The sequence below is a fragment of the Pseudohongiella nitratireducens genome (assembly GCF_001642735.1).
Taxonomy (GTDB): Bacteria; Pseudomonadota; Gammaproteobacteria; order Pseudomonadales; family Pseudohongiellaceae; genus Pseudohongiella; species Pseudohongiella nitratireducens.
Map to the genome: position 1 here is coordinate 92,823 of NZ_LWHM01000031.1, position 14,515 is coordinate 107,337.

At 52.7% G+C, this 14,515-nt stretch carries 15 protein-coding genes; 2 read left to right on the forward strand and 13 right to left on the reverse strand.

The window, feature by feature from the left end; all coding sequences use genetic code 11:
• Positions 1-38: 38 nt before the first annotated feature.
• From ispG to iscR, 6 genes are all read right to left on the reverse strand, one after another.
• Positions 39-1,181, reverse strand: coding sequence for a flavodoxin-dependent (E)-4-hydroxy-3-methylbut-2-enyl-diphosphate synthase (gene ispG, locus PSCS_RS10895; RefSeq protein ID WP_068812130.1), 1,143 nt, complete (start codon positions 1,179-1,181; stop codon positions 39-41).
• Between the two features lie 18 nt (positions 1,182-1,199).
• Positions 1,200-2,246, reverse strand: a complete 1,047-nt coding sequence (locus PSCS_RS10900; RefSeq protein WP_068812131.1) for a RodZ domain-containing protein — start codon at positions 2,244-2,246, stop codon at positions 1,200-1,202.
• A gap of 21 nt (positions 2,247-2,267) precedes the next feature.
• Positions 2,268-3,446 (reverse strand): 23S rRNA (adenine(2503)-C(2))-methyltransferase RlmN, encoded by a 1,179-nt coding sequence (gene rlmN / locus PSCS_RS10905; protein WP_068812132.1) that lies wholly within the window; start codon positions 3,444-3,446, stop codon positions 2,268-2,270.
• Between the two features lie 86 nt (positions 3,447-3,532).
• Positions 3,533-3,961, reverse strand: a complete 429-nt coding sequence (gene ndk, locus PSCS_RS10910) for a nucleoside-diphosphate kinase (RefSeq protein WP_068812133.1) — start codon at positions 3,959-3,961, stop codon at positions 3,533-3,535.
• A gap of 52 nt (positions 3,962-4,013) precedes the next feature.
• Positions 4,014-5,180: an IscS subfamily cysteine desulfurase gene (locus PSCS_RS10915; RefSeq protein ID WP_068812134.1), complete on the reverse strand. Its 1,167-nt coding sequence runs from the start codon at positions 5,178-5,180 to the stop codon at positions 4,014-4,016.
• Positions 5,181-5,204: 24 nt separating this feature from the next.
• Complete coding sequence (gene iscR / locus PSCS_RS10920) at positions 5,205-5,678, reverse strand: Fe-S cluster assembly transcriptional regulator IscR (protein WP_068812135.1); 474 nt, start codon at positions 5,676-5,678, stop codon at positions 5,205-5,207.
• A 198-nt stretch (positions 5,679-5,876) separates the two neighbouring features.
• Between iscR and PSCS_RS10925 the strand changes: the two genes are divergently transcribed.
• Complete coding sequence (locus tag PSCS_RS10925) at positions 5,877-6,857, forward strand: PHP domain-containing protein (protein WP_068812136.1); 981 nt, start codon at positions 5,877-5,879, stop codon at positions 6,855-6,857.
• On the opposite strand, the gene PSCS_RS10930 is transcribed toward PSCS_RS10925, so the two are convergent.
• From PSCS_RS10930 to leuA, 5 genes are all read right to left on the reverse strand, one after another.
• Positions 6,844-7,230, reverse strand: a complete 387-nt coding sequence (locus tag PSCS_RS10930; protein ID WP_068812137.1) for a TFIIB-type zinc ribbon-containing protein — start codon at positions 7,228-7,230, stop codon at positions 6,844-6,846. The genes PSCS_RS10925 and PSCS_RS10930 overlap by 14 nt on opposite strands.
• Positions 7,231-7,382: 152 nt before the next feature.
• Positions 7,383-8,483, reverse strand: coding sequence for a hypothetical protein (locus PSCS_RS10935; protein WP_157885697.1), 1,101 nt, complete (start codon positions 8,481-8,483; stop codon positions 7,383-7,385).
• 5 nt (positions 8,484-8,488) lie between these two features.
• Complete coding sequence (locus PSCS_RS10940) at positions 8,489-9,106, reverse strand: zf-HC2 domain-containing protein (RefSeq protein ID WP_068812139.1); 618 nt, start codon at positions 9,104-9,106, stop codon at positions 8,489-8,491.
• On the reverse strand, positions 9,093-9,644 hold the full coding sequence (locus tag PSCS_RS10945) for an RNA polymerase sigma factor (protein WP_082866337.1): 552 nt from the start codon (positions 9,642-9,644) through the stop codon (positions 9,093-9,095). Before PSCS_RS10945 ends, PSCS_RS10940 begins: the two co-directional genes overlap by 14 nt.
• Before the next feature lie 156 nt (positions 9,645-9,800).
• On the reverse strand, positions 9,801-11,486 hold the full coding sequence (gene leuA, locus PSCS_RS10950) for a 2-isopropylmalate synthase (RefSeq protein WP_068812275.1): 1,686 nt from the start codon (positions 11,484-11,486) through the stop codon (positions 9,801-9,803).
• Between the two features lie 528 nt (positions 11,487-12,014).
• Between leuA and PSCS_RS10955 the strand changes: the two genes are divergently transcribed.
• Entirely contained in the window at positions 12,015-12,497 is a 483-nt protein-coding gene (locus PSCS_RS10955) for an Lrp/AsnC family transcriptional regulator (protein WP_068812141.1), read from the forward strand.
• A gap of 70 nt (positions 12,498-12,567) precedes the next feature.
• Here the strand turns inward: PSCS_RS10955 and PSCS_RS10960 are convergent, their stop codons facing one another.
• Both PSCS_RS10960 and PSCS_RS10965 read right to left on the reverse strand, forming a co-directional pair.
• Positions 12,568-13,422 (reverse strand): LytR/AlgR family response regulator transcription factor, encoded by an 855-nt coding sequence (locus PSCS_RS10960; RefSeq protein ID WP_068812142.1) that lies wholly within the window; start codon positions 13,420-13,422, stop codon positions 12,568-12,570.
• Positions 13,409-14,500 (reverse strand): sensor histidine kinase, encoded by a 1,092-nt coding sequence (locus PSCS_RS10965; RefSeq protein WP_082866336.1) that lies wholly within the window; start codon positions 14,498-14,500, stop codon positions 13,409-13,411. The genes PSCS_RS10960 and PSCS_RS10965 overlap by 14 nt, the downstream gene beginning before the upstream one ends.
• Positions 14,501-14,515 lie beyond the last annotated feature (15 nt).

The window sequence follows — 14,515 nt, forward strand, 5'->3', positions numbered from 1 at the left end:
TGGCGGCTTTTCCTTATGTCTGTTTCTGGTCTGCCGCTTTATCCGCGGGCAATAATGTTTGCTTTGTCTCGTTGTGTTGACTCTGCTGCCGCTTCTGCCTTGAGCTTTTCAGCGACCCGGCTGCGAACCATGACTTCCAGTTCGTCGACCAACGTTGCATTGTTGATCTTGTGGTTGGGTTTGCCATCCACATAGGCCAGGTTGTTGGGGCTGGCACCGGTTAAGCCGATATCGGCCACTTTTGCCTCACCCGGACCATTCACAATACAGCCAATCACCGCCACATCAATGGGCGTAATAATATCTTCCAGCCTGGATTCCAGCTCGTTAACCACGCCGATCACATCAAAGTTCTGCCGCGAGCAGCTCGGACAGGCCACCAGGTTAACCCCTTTGCTGCGTATTCCCAGGCTTTTCAGAATATCAAAACCCACTTTGATTTCTTCAACCGGGTCTGCTGCCAGGGAAATACGAATGGTATCGCCAATCCCGTCCATTAACAGCGCACCCAGGCCCACAGCTGATTTCACCGTACCGGAGCGCAAACCGCCCGCTTCCGTGATCCCCAGATGCAGCGGTTGTTCAATCTGGCTGGCTAGCTGACGATAAGCGGCCAGTGTCATGAAGACTTCCGAAGCCTTGAGGCTGATTTTAAAATCCTGAAAATCCAGCTTATCCAGCACATCAATTTGTGTCAGTGCTGATTCGACCATGGCTTCGGCTGTGGGTTCCTTGTATTTTCGTAACAACGCCTTGCCTAATGAACCGGCGTTGACCCCAATACGGATTGGAATCCCTTTGTCGCGAGCGGCATCAACCACAGCCCGAACCCGTGCCTCATTACCGATATTGCCTGGATTAATGCGCAGACAGTCAACGCCATACTCAGCCACTTTCAGAGCAATTTTATAATCGAAATGAATATCAGCCACCAGGGGTACATTGACCTGGTGGCGAATTTTTCGAAACGCCTCTGCAGCATCCATGGTGGGCACGGAAACACGGACGATGTCAGCACCAACGGCTTCCAGACGCCTGATCTGTGCCACAGTCGCATCAACATCGCAGGTTTCAGTGTTTGTCATGCTTTGTACGGAAATGGGCGCACCACCACCGACCGGCACATTGCCAACCATAATGCGTCGACTGTTGCGACGTGTAATTGGTGATTCTGAATTCATGATTCGCTAATCCTGATTCTACATTCCAACGCTCAGACGGACAGAGCCATCATCACGGATCGCGTTCTTAAACGCCAGTATACGTTCATTATAAATGACTGTAGCGGCTTCAGCATTGCCTAACTCCAGTGTAAACGGCCCTTCGCCGTTGACCAACAGGCGTAGTCCTGGTGTTGCCATCGCTTCATGCGATTCAGACCCGCGGTTGTGGGACACCTCAACCTGTGATGCGGCTGAAAAACGGATATCCAATACATCATCGCCGGACCAGTTTAATGACTGCGTTTCCAGTATCTCGATAGCAACCCTGTCTTGCTCGCCTGGCGCCAATCGGCCCCGCCCGGCGCTGCTCATGCTCTCTTCAGTTAGCGCCACAGTCGCCTGGCCCTGACCAGGCCCGGCATCTTCGACTGTTGAGCCAGGGGTTTCATCCTGGTCAGTTTCTGCATCGCTGTTTGCTGCGTCTGGTAATGCTGGCGACGGCGCCCTTGATGACAAGTCGACACCGTCAACAATTCGAACACTTTGCTCCGATTCGGCGTCAGCCAATGCTGCTATCTCCTGCGCAGCCCCGTCAACCTGGGCATTGGTCATACCTGCCAGGTCATTTTGCTGCGAGGCCTGCGGATCCCCTGGCCGATTGAAATACCACAATATCAATGCCAAAAGCACAAAGGCGATACCTGAAACAACAACCCAAGGACGGTTTTTGTCTTTGCGGCGCCGGGAAATGCGTTTGATGGCTTCTTGCTTACGAGCCTGGCGACGTTGCGTGAAATGGTTATACAACTCCAGCACGTATTCTGAATCGAGCTGCAACAACTCGGCGTAGCTGCGCAGGTAACCGCGGATAAAGACATCGCCGGGCAGTTTCTCGTAATTATCAGATTCAATAGATCTGACAAAGTGCATGGTGAGATTTAATCGATCAGCCACTTGCTGAAGCGACAATTCCAGCGTTTCCCGTTGCGCACCCAACAGCGCACCTGGCGTTGGCAATTGCTCCGCTGGCGACTCCGGGGTTACCTCATCTGATGTCGTCTGGCCTTCCTCGGCATTAGACATAACTACTGAGCCCTATCAGGGTTAATGGATTTCCTGCACGGGTACACGACCCGCTTCCGTAGCGAGGTTGGCCGCCTTTTTTTCGGCTGCCTGACGGTATCGCTGGCTACGCTTGGTCTGATCCGCCACTTCACCGACCAGTTGACCACAGGCTGCCCCGATATCATCACCGCGTGTGGTGCGAACCGTTACAGTATAACCGGCTTCCTGCATGATCTGCCGGAAACGGTGCACTGCATTATTGCTGGGACGCTGATAATCCGACTGTGAAAATGGATTAAACGGAATCAGATTCACTTTGCAGGGAAAATCTTTGAGCAGGACAGCCAGTTGCTCCGCATGCTCACGCTTATCGTTAACGCCTGAGATCAGCGTATATTCAATCACTGGCACACGCTTGTCAGGCAGGCTGGCCATATAGTCAGCCGCACTGCTCAATAGTTCGGCAATCGGGTATTTACGATTAATCGGAACAATCTGGTTACGCAACTCATCATTCGGCGCGTGCAAAGACAGCGCCAGCGAGGCATCGGTAAACTCGTGCATGCGCCTGATGGCCGGAACAACACCTGCCGTACTGACGGTCACCCGTCGTTTGGACAAACCGTAAGCATTGTCTTCCATCATCAGACTCAGTGAGTCCATGACATTGTCAAAGTTCATCAGCGGCTCGCCCATGCCCATCATGACAATGTTACTGACTGTGCGGCTGGCCTGACTGGCATTTGAGCGACTGTCAGTAAAACCGCCCAGCCGATGGTTGGCCCACCACAGCTGACCAATAATCTCGGCTGTGGTCAGGTTACTGTTGAATCCTTGCTTGCCGGTTGCACAAAAACTGCAATCCAGGGTACAGCCTGCCTGGGAGGAAATGCACAGCGTGCCACGGGAGGCTTCCGGTATGAATACCGTTTCCACGCGGCTGCCACTGGCCACTTCGACAATCCATTTATAGCAGCCGTCACTGGCCAGATATTCTTCCACAATAGTCGGCAGACGAATCTCTGCCTCAGCCTGCAAGCGCTCGCGCAATTTGCGACTGATGTCGGTCATCGCCTCAAAATCGGTGACACCGCGCTGATGAATCCACTTCATCATCTGCGTGGCGCGAAACGGTTTTTCACCAATCGAGACGAAATAAGCCTGCATACGTGGCAGGCTCATTCCTAACAGGTTGACTCGCTCTGTGGTCTGACTCATGACTGAGCTCCGGTACCGGCCCCGTCAGATCAAATTCACTGATGGCAGCCAGTACATAGTATTAACAGGCAGTACGTTTCAGCGAATTAGCCGCGAGGGCAAATTTCTGCATCACTAAAGAAGTAAGCCACTTCACGCGCAGCTGACTCAGTGGAGTCCGAGCCGTGAACGGCGTTCGCGTCAATGGATTTGGCAAAATCAGCGCGAATGGTGCCAGCGTCGGCTTCTGCCGGGTTGGTTGCACCCATCAGTTCGCGGTTCTTGGCAACAGCACCTTCACCTTCCAGCACCTGAACCATAACCGGACCAGACGTCATAAAAGCAATCAGGTCGTTGAAGAAACCGCGCTCTTTGTGCTCGGCGTAAAAACCGCCAGCGCTGTCGTTGTCCAACTGTACCATTTTTGCAGCAACGATGCTCAGGCCCGCTTTTTCGAACCGGCTGTAGATTTCACCGATTACGTTTTTGCCGACTGCATCAGGTTTAATGATGGATAATGTACGTTCAATAGCCATTTATACGCTCCAAAGCGGGTGACAGTAAAATGAAAGGCGCGCATTATACTGGTTATCGCGCCTGCAATTCTACATTACGCAGTCTGTTTACTGTTTCTTTGACGGTTTTGACTGCAAATTCGATATCTTCTGTGCTGGTGAAGCGCCCGAATGAGAAGCGCAGGGCGCTTTGTGCCAGGTGATCCGGCACACCAATCGCACGCAGCACATACGATGGTTCCATGGTGGCCGACATACAGGCTGAACCGGAAGAGACAGCCAGGTCACGCAACGCCAGCAACAGTGTTTCGCCATCAACGCCCGCAAACGCGACATTGACGATGCCGGGAGCATGCTGCTCCGGGTGCCCGTTTAACTGCCAGTCTGCCAGCCCTTTCAGACCACCCAGAAAGTGCTCACGCAACTGACGGATATGCCGGGTATCGTCATGCATTTCAGTGGCTGCCAGGCGAAACGCCTCGCCCATGCCGACTATCTGGTGAGTTGCCAGGGTACCGGAACGCATACCGCGCTCATGACCACCACCGTGCGTCTGGGCTTTCAGGTTGACGTGTTCAGCCCGTCGTACATAGAGCGCGCCCATGCCTTTGGGACCATAAATTTTATGCGCCGAGAATGACATCAGATCCACTGGAAGCTCGCGCAGATCAATAGCCAGTTTGCCGGCACTCTGCGCAGCATCTACATGAAATATAACCTGATGCCTGCGACAAACTTCACCCAGCGCCAGCAAGTCATTGGCGCTTCCCAGCTCATTGTTTACATGCATCAGGGATACCAGCACTGTATCCGGACGAATCGCTTCATTTAACTGGGATGCCGTAATGCACCCTGTCTCATCAGGCTTCAGATAGGTGATATCAAAACCACGGTCCGCGAGCGCCTGACAGCTATCCAGTACCGCCTTGTGCTCAACTGCCGAGGTGATGATGTGACGACCTTTCTGCGCATAAAATTCAGCCACACCCTTAATCGCCAGGTTATCGGCTTCAGTTGCACCCGAGGTCCAGACGATTTCACGGGGATCGCAATGCAGTAAATCGGCCACATCGCGTCTGGCACTTTCCACCAGCGCCTCGGCCTGCCAGCCGAAGAGATGAGAGCGTGAGGCCGGGTTGCCGAAGTTTCCGTCCCTGGTCAAACACTCCGCCATGCGCTCAGCAACCCGCGTATCCACCGGTGTTGTCGCCGCATAGTCCAAGTAAACAGGTAAGGTCATAATGTCTCCCACATGCGCCGGGTATCAGGAAGACAGACTGAGGTCGCGAACAATGAGCTCTCTGCGCTCGTCCTGGTCATCAGCAATCTGCCGAATATCATGTCGGGCCATTAGATCGGCCAGGCTGATACCACGCAAGAATTCGTGAATCTGTTGACTGAGATCCTCCCAAAGATGGTGTGTCAGACAGGTTTCGCCCTGCTGGCAGTTGCCCTGCCCCTGACAACGCGTCGCATCGACGGACTCGTCTACCGCATTGATAATGTCCACAATCGCGATATCACCGGTTTCATGCGCCAACTGGTAGCCGCCGCCAGGCCCTCTGATACTGACAACCAACTGACGACGTCTCAATCGGCCGAACAACTGCTCCAGATAGGATAGGGAAATATCCTGGCGCAGCGAAATATCGGACAATGTAACCGGCTCTGTACCTGCATGAATCGCTAAATCCAGCATGGCTGTGACCGCGTATCGCCCTTTGGTTGTCAATCGCATAGACAGTCCGCGCAATAAACTCGGAAGGATAAGAATTAAATTATGAAATACCACAGTATTTTAGTCAACTATTATACCATCACATGCCCACATACCAATCTTGCCAGCGCACTAATCGGTCTTGTTCAGACCTGACAGGTCAAGGTCGCTGAAACTGCGGCATTTACAAGCATCAGTAGCTGGCGTAATCTGCGCGCCATGATTGACCTCCACAGCCATACACATTTTTCCGACGGCGACCTCTCCCCATCCCGCCTGCTTTCGCGGGCCCACGAACGGGGACTGGAATACCTGGCGATCACAGATCACGACAGTGTGACTGCCTTTCATACCCTCAGAGCAGAACGCCATGCCCATGCCAGCAAGGACACAAATCCGGATGACAGCAGCACGACATCGAATGCATCTGGCACAATATTACGGCTTCCTCAGCTCAGCGGCGGCCTTATCAGCGGCGTGGAAGTCTCCTGCCAATGGGAGGGACTGGAAATCCATGTGCTCGGACTGTTTGTTGATGTAGACAACGTCGCACTCACCACAATGTTGCAGCAGCAACAGCAAAGACGCCGTGAACGCGCCGCGGCTATCGACCTGAAATTGCAGCGTAACGGTATGACAGGCCTTGGCGCCTATCTCGACACCCTGCCCTGCGATGCCATCAGTCGCAGTCATGTTGCCGACTTTCTGGTAAACCAGGGCCACAGCAAAAACAAACAGCATGCCTTTAACAAGCTGATTGGCAGAAAAGGCAAGGCCTACGTCGCTGCAGGCTGGTGTGAATTTGCTGATGCCATTGCCACTATCCACGAGGCGGGAGGGATTGCTTCACTGGCACATCCGGACCGCTACCCGCTGAGCCGACCTCGTTTTCGACGCATGGTGGAGGATTATTGTGAAGCCGGCGGTGATGCTATCGAAGTCAGCTACTCAAACCTGAACCCCGGCAGCCTTGGCCATTTGGCAGAATTGTGTGAAAAACATGAGCTCTGGGCGACAGCGGGATCTGATTTCCACTCCCCTGATCATCACTGGATGGATCTTGGAAAAATCCGGATGATGCCGGCTGCCTGTCGCCATTCAGCCATCTGGCACCATCCTGCCTGGCAGCAGCACATCGGCAAGCTGCCAGCTATTGTGTCAGCAGGCGGTTCTGAAGGCAGTGCTATCAGCGACGCTTGAGAGTTGAGATAAGCCCCTTGAATATATCCATCAGCGTCTCATGCTTGTAGTCTGTAAATTCCCCGGCATCCATGAACATGCCGTGTTCCGGACAGGCTTCATATTCAAGGTGAGGCTGCCTGGAATCATTCACTTTCAACATGGCTTTTGAACATCGGGGGCATTGTATATCTCTGACCCGATTGTAGGTTTTACCAATTCGCGGATCCCCGCTGTCCAGAAAGTCCGACATCCAGGACGACTTCAGTTCTTCGGCTTCACCGTTATCAAACCAGAGCCCATGACAGCTATTACACTGATCAATCACGACGGTGCCGTGCAGAACCCTGACTGAGTGCTCTTTCATCTGTGCATTACATTTGGGGCATTCCATGTTGTTCTCCTCAGGTAACCGCTGCTTCATGCGCGATATCTATTAACGCTTGTTATTTTAAGAGTGACTCCTCGTCCCAGGAGCCTCTCTTGAGAGCTGATAGATTATCACCTGAGTCAGAACTTAAAAAGCCCTGCATCCTGCTGAATCCACTAATAATTATAAGTCGAGGCTGAGTCAGCGAGCTCCTGACCGTTCATTTCACCCTGCCGACATTGCACGATCGCATCCCGGGTCAGCACATGAACCCTGTCCCGCGGCAGGGCCTCATTCTCTTCGGCAGCATCACCAACACGCCCCGCTCCCGCCAGAATCAATGTGACATACTCCTGATCCGGCAAAGCACGCATCGCTGCTGCATAGTCGCACACCGTCTCAAATAACCTTGATTCAAAGCTCGCCAGCGCCTGTTGCTGTGCCTGCTGATTCTGTGCTCGCAGGCGTTGCTGCTGCGCCTGCAATTCTGACAGCTGCTCTCTGGCGCGTGACTCCACCCCGGCAAGGCTTGCCGTCATGCCGGAAAGTGCCGACTCCCAGCTTTCCACCTGTGCACTGTCTGGTAATTCGACTGCCTCCAGCCCTTCCCGGCGAATCTCCTGTTGCAGCTCTCGCAAAGACTGAAGATTGCTGAGGGCCTCCTGCTGCAGTTCATCAAGGTGTTCTCTGGCCTCACTCATCTCCTCAGAGTTCAGTACACCATCAGCCTGCAGACGCTGCAAGGTAGCGCTGGCTCGAGCCAGGGCACGCTCCACATTCACAGACTCTGACAATGCCGAAACATCCTGCAGTTTCTCACGATAGAACTCAGCGACTTCCCCTGAGCGCAAACTCAATGCCATGGCCTCACGGATCGCTTCAGGGTCAGGACGATGCACCAACCCACGCTCAACCATGGTGCCAAGTTGCTGCGATAATGCGGACAATGACTCATCAAGCTGCTGCAGATTGATACCAATCATTCCCGACCGGCCAGGATCAGGCATCACAATTTCAAACACCATACCCTGGCGCGCCAGATAGCGACCATTGACATGTCCGTTACGTGGACTGAATATCCCCTGGCGCTCATTCAGACCGAGACTCTCAGTCAGTGTGGCACTGAACACTTCCGCGCTTCGTTGCAGGTCATCCAGGGCTGCCTGGCCAGGCGGCACCTGAGCGGCAACTGCACTGCTGAGCATAAAAGTTGTCAGCGCGATTGCATTACGACTGGACCTTAACCATTGATAAGTCATTGCTGTTCCTCGCTTCATTTATCTCAGGGCTCTTGTGTACTGACCCAGGAGGCCAGTTGCTGCATTGAACTCAGTGCCTGGTAATCATGGTTGAGCATCTGCTGAAAGCTTGCTTCAAGCTGCTGCATATCTGCTGTCCGCTGCGCCTGTATCCATTCCACTAACTGCGCCATGCTGTCGCTGGTGCTGTCACCAAACTCTTGCATGGCAGTTTCCATGATGCGCTGCGTTTGCGCCTGCTGGCGTTGCTCAAAAGCATCCAGGTAGGCAGTCAGCTCCTGCTCACTCAATCCGGAATCCTGATTCCAACCCAGGAACACAGCCAGCGCCACCGTTGCAGCCAGCGGCAGCCAGCTTTGCCAACCACCCGGTATCTGGCGTGACCTGGTGTTCAATGGCACGACCTCCGGCCTGGTTTTCTGTGCGCTGACCTCCTCTGCCGTTGACGCCGTGCGATCCCAGTCAGGGATCGTCACTTGCTCCCAGTGAAGCAAACGCCCGGCCGTGCCAGCCAGGCCGTCCACGGCCTGTCGGCAGTCTTCGCACACTGAAAAGTGATACTCGCAGGCAGTACGCTGAGCGACCGTCATTTCTCCGCCCAGGTATTCCGCGACCAGCTTCTGCGTTTCAGAACAGGCCATCACAATCTCCCATTAATGTCTTCAGTCTGGCCAAACCGGCATAAAACCGTGTTTTTGCCGTATTTGGGGAAATGCTCTCCAGGCTTGCTATGTCGTCAAAGGTCATTTCCTGAAAAAATTTCAATTCAATTACCATTCGCTGCTCCAGTGGCAGAGCCGCCAGCCAGCTCTGCAATTGCTGGTTTCGCTGCTGACTTTGTGTTTCAGCGGCCGGGCCAGGCCTATCGTCAACCGTCTCCGTCGATGTCGGCAAAGGATCTGCATCCCGGACCTTGCGACGTCTGGCCTGGTCTACTGCCCGGTTATAGGCAATACGCATCAACCAGGTCGAAAACTGCGCATCTTGTCTGAACCCTGACAGGTTCTGATAAGCGCTGAAAAACACTTCCTGCAGTAAATCCTGAGCATCATCAACACTGCCCGTCATTCGTAACCCAAAGTTATAAACCCGCGTTTCATGAGTGCGCACGAGTGCCTGCCAGGCGTCGGGCTGTCCTTGGATTGCGCGCTGTATTAATGCCAGTTCGGTACGTTCCATGATCTTCTTTTACCTTGGACGCACCACTTTAGCGGAAAGTTTGGGGGGAGAGAAAAAGAAATCCCCTGCTCCGGAAAAATCACGAGAGCAGGGGTCAGCCAGGCTTCACGGCTATCTGCTAACCGTTACCTGGTGTGGTAGTAAAAACGGACGTTATCAGGCAGCATCGCGATTTCTGGCATCCTGAATCAGCTGTCCTGCAGCTCGCAGCAGGGCGTTCAGTGAGGAACTGACTATGTCGCGACTGATGGCAACACCAGTGTAGCGCTGCAGACCGTCCTTGAGCTGGATGTAAGTGACCGCCTCTGCATCAGCACCCTGGCCCAGCGCATGCTCGCCATACTCCATAATTTCAAAATCGACATCGGTTGAACCTTTGATCGCTTCAACAAAGGCATCAACTACACCATCACCTTCGCCCTGAATATTCAGGGTCTGACCAAAACAATGCAGCTCGGCTTTAAAGTTTTCACGGTCACCCACTTTCTCAAATGCAAAGGTATCGAGTACCACTTCATCAGGGTTACTCAGATAGGTTTCCTGGAACAGACTCCAGATACGATCAGGAGAAATCTCCTGGCCACTGGTTTCAGCTTCTTTTTGTACCACACGGCTGAACTCGATCTGCAGCCAGCGCGGCAATTCAAAGCCGAACTTGCTTTGCAATACGTAGGCAACACCCCCTTTACCTGACTGGCTGTTGACGCGAATCACGTCCTGATAGGTACGACCCAGATCCCGCGGATCAATGGGCAAGTAAGCAATTTCCCAGAACGAGCCTTCCTGATACAGATCCAGGCACTTCTTGATGGCATCCTGATGACTGCCTGAGAAAGCGGTAAATACCAGGTCGCCTGCATAAGGATGACGGGGGTGTACCTCAATCTGGGTGCAGGCTTTGCTGACAGTGCAGATCTTGTCCATGTCACTGAAATCGAGCTTTGGATCCACACCCTGGCTGTACATGTTCATTGCCATGGTGATGATATCCATGTTGCCCGTTCGCTCACCATTACCCAGTAACGTCCCTTCAATACGGTCAGCCCCGGCCATCAGGCCAAGTTCGGCGGCTGCGACACCACAACCCCTGTCATTATGGGTGTGCAGACTGATAATGATAGCTTCGCGGTTTTCCACCTGACGACAGAACAGCTCTATCTGGTCGGCAAAGACATTGGGGGTTGCCATCTCGACAGTGGCTGGCAAATTGATAATGCAGGGTTTGTCTTTGGTCGGCTGCCAGACATTGACCACTGCGCTGCACACCTCTGCTGCAAAATCGACTTCAGTTCCGGTAAAACTCTCCGGCGAGTACTGAAACACCCACTCGGTTTCCGGTGCCAAATCCGCATGCTTCTTAACCTCTTTTGCACCTCTGACGGCAATATCAACAATACCGGCCTTGTCAGTCTTGAAGACCTTTTCCCGCTGCACCACAGATGTTGAGTTGTAAACATGCACGATGGCTCGCCGCACCCCTTTGAGCGCCTCATAAGTGCGCGCGATCAGCTCCGGGCGCGCCTGGGTCAGCACCTGCACCGTGACGTCATCGGGAATACGATTTTCTTCAATAAGGTAGCGTACAAAATCAAAGTCCGGTTGCGAGGCTGAAGGGAATCCAACTTCAATTTCCTTGAAACCGACCTCCACCAGCAAATCAAACATCTGCTTCTTCTGGTTAACGGACATGGGCTCGATCAGCGCCTGGTTACCATCGCGCAGATCCACGCTGCACCACCGGGGCGCCTCGCTGATAACCTGGTCCGGCCAAGTGCGATCTGTTAATCCGACCGGCTTGAATGCCGGGTATTTGCGATGATCAAAACGGTTCTGTTCTGCCATGTGACTGCCTGCCTTTTTATCTGCTGTACTATTATCTGCAATATTTATCTGCAATATTTATCTGCAATATTTATCTGCAATATTTATCTGCAGTATTATCTGCTGTGATCTTGCTAAACGTTATTGTTTACTGACGACCGGTTTAAGTTGAGAGCTGCTTAAGGGTAAAGCTCTTCTTACACCGTGCCTTTGCTTTTAATTCATGCCGGCCTGGCAAGCTGTCCTGGGCGGGTTTGCCCGACTCCGTTGCCGAATGCCTGTCAATCTGGGTAAGACTGCCGCTTCGTACAACCGGTATCGCTCGTCGACACTGCCGCGGGTTGGCCGCCAGCGTCGCCGACATGGTGAATCCCATGCCTGACCGTATGATGCATAGATTACCCATGATGCCGGAGTGAATCTACCGCTAATTCGCGTCATTTTTGAATAATATTGGACATATTAACTAAAATAATGCCAAATATTAGTTAATCTAATACAGGCCAGTGCTTTTGATTGGTTTTCACCGACAGTTCAGAGGAAAAATGTATGCTGGAACTGGACAAACTGGATCGCAAAATTCTTGCCGAGCTACAAAAGCAAGGAGACATCAGCAACCTGGAGCTGGCCGAGCGAATCGGCCTCTCCCCGACTCCCTGCGCCAGGCGCGTCAAACGAATGCAGGATGAGGGGCTGATTCTCGGTCAGGTTACCCTGCTCGAACCTGCCATGCTGGGGTTGAAGCTCAGCGCCCTGGTACAGGTCAGTATGGATCGCCATACTCCTGACCGCTTTGAACGCTTTGAATCAGAAATTCTCAAACACCCGGAAGTACTGGAGTGCCTGCTGATCACAGGGCAGTCTGCCGATTATCAGCTCAAGGTCGTGGTCAGTGATATGGACGAATACCAAGAGTTTCTGCTTAACACCCTGACTCGGATCGAAGGCGTCGCAGATGTCCACTCCAGCTTTATCATGCGTAAAGTGCTGGACACAACCGCATTGCCCCTGAAACACATAGGTGCACACTAAAACCCAGCTGCCTTAAACCGCTCAAGAACCCGTTTCAGGTTGCTGGTGTCGACCAGGAATTCAATAAGGGCTAGAAAAAGTGCCGGACCTTATCTTTGTAGGAACGACTCATTTTTAATGAGGTTCCACATGACAGGGTCAGATGAAACTCGCCATTGATATGCGAGGAAACCCTTTCAACCCGATCCAGATTCACAATCGTGGAGCGGTGAACACGTTGAAACAGGTTGGGATCCAGTGATGATTCCAGCTCTTTCATGGTGGTACGCATAATGTGTGTCTCGCCCTTAACATGAACACACATGTAATCACCGGCCGCATCAATCCAGTCGATATCTCGTACAGGCACAAATGTGGTCGAGGAACCATCTTTTATGGCCAGTTTCTCTGAATAACGAACCACCGATTCTTCGTTGACCATCAACTCGGCAACCGCATCCTCGGACCGACCGGTCAAGCGGATCACGACATCCATCAGGCGCTGCTTCTCAAGCTGATCCCGCTTACCCGCCAAACGCACTGAGACATGATCCAGCGCCTGTTGCAAGCGCTCCTGCTCGATGGGTTTCAGTAAATAGTCGACAGCATGCACTTCAAATGCTTTGATAGCGTACTCATCGTAGGCGGTTACAAAAACAACCAGCGGCATATTATCCTGCTGCAGCCGTTCCACCACATCAAAACCTGACATACCTGGCATCTGAATATCCAGAAAAATCAGATCCGGCTCCAGTTCGGCAATCGCCTCCAGCGCTTCCCGTCCATTTTTACAGGAGCGCAACAGCTCGACCCTGCTGTCCTGCTCGAGCCTGACAGCCAACCCTTGTCTGGCCAGTGCCTCATCATCGACGATAAGTGCACGGATGGGCTGCTCTTCCTGATTGATTATATGTTCCGCACGATTTTCAGTACTAACCTTGTTCATAGGGTATTGTTACCGTTACCTGGAATCCTTTCGGTTTTCTCGGCGAGGAACCAAGCTGATAGGCCTCGCCGTATATTTCCTGCAATCTATCACGAATATTCTTTAACCCGACACCGGTTGATGTCGGGTGATCCGACCCGCCGGGTCCGTTATCCGCTACTGTAATACATAATTTATCATTCTGACACAATTCTGCCTGAATCCAGATTGTACCGCCTGACTCTGAGCGGGCAATAGCATGTTTAATGGCGTTTTCGACCAGCGGTTGCAATAACATGCTGGGTACCAGGGCGTCTTCCAGCTCAGACGGCACCTCAAAGTGAACCGTCAGGCGTTCCTCGAAGCGTACTTTTTCTATGTGCAAATACAGGTTCAGCGATTCGATTTCATGCAGCAGGTCCACTTTATCAAAGGGGTCGTGCTCCAGCGAGTAGCGCAGGAACTTGCTGAGACGGGTAATCATGCTGTTTGCCTGATCATTGGACTGCACCATGATCAGGGTAGAAATGGCATTGAGCGTGTTGAAAAGAAAGTGTGGATTTAGCTGATAACGCAACATGCGAAGCTGAGCTTCATGCGCCAGCGCTTCAGAACGCAGGCTTTTCTGTTTTTCCCGCTGGAACAGGTGATAATACTTAAGGAAAAAGTACAGCACACTCCAGATCAGCAACAAGGTCATCGACACCGGCATCCACTGACTGAAGGTAGCCCAGCCATAACCGATCAGGTCCACTGTCGAACCAAAGTCAGAATCGGTAATCAACCACTTGATCGGGCGCCAGGCCTGTGAAGCCGCCCAGCAACCGAGCACAACGGCAATCAGGCGCAGGGCCATATTGAAGTCCCAGACAGCACGGTAGAGGTGGCGAAGCCCGGTAGTCAGCACAATACCAATTGATGCATCAACCAGAAAAACCAGCACGCGTTCCAGGATATATTCGCGGGGTATAAAGGTCAGGTCCCTGAGAACCAGCAAAGCAATCCAAAGACTCCAGCCAATCAGCTGGAATATCCAGAATTGAATCTCACGACGCCAAAAAGGGTGACTAGGCAACATGATGAGAGAAGTGGGCAGCATCTCAGAATGCTGCCC

Bases quoted from the DNA above. Each gene is read 5' to 3' on its own strand.
- PSCS_RS10940 (WP_068812139.1), bottom strand. From the start codon at position 9,106: ATGGCCTGTTCTGAAACGCAGAAGCTGGTCGCGGAATACCTGGGCGGA.
- iscR (WP_068812135.1), bottom strand. From the start codon at position 5,678: ATGCGATTGACAACCAAAGGGCGATACGCGGTCACAGCCATGCTGGAT.
- PSCS_RS10930 (WP_068812137.1), bottom strand. From the start codon at position 7,230: ATGGAATGCCCCAAATGTAATGCACAGATGAAAGAGCACTCAGTCAGG.
- PSCS_RS10900 (WP_068812131.1), bottom strand. From the start codon at position 2,246: ATGTCTAATGCCGAGGAAGGCCAGACGACATCAGATGAGGTAACCCCG.
- PSCS_RS10915 (WP_068812134.1), bottom strand. From the start codon at position 5,180: ATGACCTTACCTGTTTACTTGGACTATGCGGCGACAACACCGGTGGAT.
- PSCS_RS10935 (WP_157885697.1), bottom strand. From the start codon at position 8,483: ATGAAGCGAGGAACAGCAATGACTTATCAATGGTTAAGGTCCAGTCGT.
- leuA (WP_068812275.1), bottom strand. From the start codon at position 11,486: ATGGCAGAACAGAACCGTTTTGATCATCGCAAATACCCGGCATTCAAG.
- ndk (WP_068812133.1), bottom strand. From the start codon at position 3,961: ATGGCTATTGAACGTACATTATCCATCATTAAACCTGATGCAGTCGGC.
- PSCS_RS10960 (WP_068812142.1), bottom strand. From the start codon at position 13,422: ATGAACAAGGTTAGTACTGAAAATCGTGCGGAACATATAATCAATCAG.
- PSCS_RS10955 (WP_068812141.1), top strand. From the start codon at position 12,015: ATGCTGGAACTGGACAAACTGGATCGCAAAATTCTTGCCGAGCTACAA.
- rlmN (WP_068812132.1), bottom strand. From the start codon at position 3,446: ATGAGTCAGACCACAGAGCGAGTCAACCTGTTAGGAATGAGCCTGCCA.
- ispG (WP_068812130.1), bottom strand. From the start codon at position 1,181: ATGAATTCAGAATCACCAATTACACGTCGCAACAGTCGACGCATTATG.
- PSCS_RS10945 (WP_082866337.1), bottom strand. From the start codon at position 9,644: ATGGAACGTACCGAACTGGCATTAATACAGCGCGCAATCCAAGGACAG.
- PSCS_RS10925 (WP_068812136.1), top strand. From the start codon at position 5,877: ATGATTGACCTCCACAGCCATACACATTTTTCCGACGGCGACCTCTCC.
- PSCS_RS10965 (WP_082866336.1), bottom strand. From the start codon at position 14,500: ATGCTGCCCACTTCTCTCATCATGTTGCCTAGTCACCCTTTTTGGCGT.